Source organism: Streptococcus sp. GMD4S (genome assembly GCF_000296955.1).
On record NZ_AJRE01000440.1, the window covers coordinates 1 to 1,951 of the forward strand.

1 protein-coding gene and 2 pseudogenes are annotated in these 1,951 nt (G+C 36.5%); all 3 read right to left on the reverse strand.

Translation table 11 applies throughout. The features are described 5' to 3' along the window. Positions 1–244: 244 nt before the first annotated feature. Positions 245–949, reverse strand: coding sequence for a YwaF family protein (locus GMD4S_RS10565; RefSeq protein WP_001055258.1), 705 nt, complete (start codon positions 947–949; stop codon positions 245–247). A gap of 90 nt (positions 950–1,039) precedes the next feature. Next, positions 1,040–1,651: pseudogene (locus tag GMD4S_RS10570) on the reverse strand (NUDIX hydrolase N-terminal domain-containing protein). After that, positions 1,638–1,951, reverse strand: a pseudogene (locus tag GMD4S_RS10575) (UDP-N-acetylmuramoyl-tripeptide--D-alanyl-D-alanine ligase); the annotation flags it as partial. The pseudogenes GMD4S_RS10570 and GMD4S_RS10575, both read right to left, overlap by 14 nt.

The window sequence follows — 1,951 nt, forward strand, 5'->3', positions numbered from 1 at the left end:
AAGCCTGTAAAAAAACCATCTCTAGTCATTACATCGCATCCTCTCTGTCTTCCAAGTTTCTCACTTCTATTTAATAACTATGTTTGGGTATAGCTATTCAAAGAATATTATAACACAAAAAATCCAATCGTGCTTAGATTTTGATAAATTTCCTAGTCATTTTTCACTTTTTATTTCTATTTTTTTATCTTAACAGCCTTACTTTAAAAAAGTATCTTTTTTTACAAAAAAAGAAAGCTTATACTTAAGCTTTCTTCACAAGTATTTTTTCTGCTTTTTGCTCTAAAAAAACTTCTAATACTTTCTTGGTCAAACTAATAGCTGTAGCTAATACCAGCGACACAATCAGGTAATTGGCCACTAAGCCATGATCACCAACCAATGGTGGCTTTGTCAAGAATCCATAATCTCCTCCAGTCACTAAATTAACCACAAAAATCAGAGCATTAAGTGAAAAGGTTAATAAAACAATCCGCTTAACATCCAATAATCTAGAGTCATACTGTCTAAATAAATAAACCAAAGAATTTCCTAGAAGAGCTAGGTGACCAAAAATGAAAGACAGGATGGCTATGTGGGGAAAAGGATAGGCATCTGGTACTGGATAAACAAAAGCTGCCAGCGTTCCAAAAATTCCAAGTAGAGAAAAATATTGCTTATACATTGACTTACCAGGAAGTAACAGCACTACAAACATCGCTATACGACAATGATAAAATGGTAAACTTTCTGACATCGGCATGTGATTTCCCCAGTACCAACTATAGAGAAGAATCAACTGGACAGCTTGTAAAATTTGGAAAAAACGTTGATAGACTTTTTTATCGTAATAGCGATAAGAAGTGTAGAAGGTCAACGCTAATAACGAAAATAAACTTACATACCAGACAAGGTCAAATTGAGGTGGTTCTGTCGCTTGCGTTGTAAAGAAAATATCCCATAAATTCATTTAATATTCCTCATTATATTTCAAAATCTTCTCACATATTATACCATGCCAATAGAAAAAAATGAATTCAGAAATACGATAATAATCTTCTCAGTCAAGATATTGGTCTCTTTGTCCTTGATGAATCTGCCAAAGAATCTCCATTTGCTCCTTGGTGATGCGTTTTTCAGATAAGACTGGCAATTGGTCAATGGCAAAAAATTGAAGCTCAGCAATTTCTTGATTCTCTTGAAATTGTCCATCAAGAAGCTTACATTCAAAGACAAACTTTGCATATTGTTTGCTCTGTAGTTGGAAACGATTGGTATCAAAAACTGCAAGTAACCTTTCAGCTTTTGCTGTAAAGCCGGTTTCTTCTTCAATTTCTTTAAGAATATTTTCGGTTGGAGAATAGCCAACTTCACCAAAACCACCTGGCAAAGCCCAACTATCCTCTCCTTTTCCTCTAACTAAACATACTTTTTCATCCTCAACAATCCAAGCACGGACGTCCATCAGAGGAGTTGCATAAGCGGACGTTGGTTTCAAGACTTCTGCCACTTCTTCTGCATCGAGGTCTGATACCTGATTCAACATTTCAGATAACAGACTTCACAAGTCCTCGTAACGCTCACGGTCGAAAGGATCTTTTGTAAAGGTTAATCCAGTATCCGTAATGGCCAGCATTCTTTGCAGATACTTGGCAAAATCACTTGCATTCATTTTCTAAACTTTCTACCAACTTGGCTAGATTCATGGAGTTAGAGCCTTTAAGCAAAATTTGGTCATTGGCTCCAAGGCTTTCCTTAACCTTCTTGACTAGGTCTTCAAATTGGTCCTCGTCAGCTGTTTTCTTGAAGTAATAAACGTGGCCGATTGGGAACATTTGACTAGCAAGTTGGCTTAATTCGGCAATGTCTTCTCCATAGAAAATCACGGTATCCAGCACATCTGGCGATAGGCTCAAAATCATCTGGTTATGGAGCTGAACAGACTGGTCACCAAGTTCCTTCATGTCTGCTA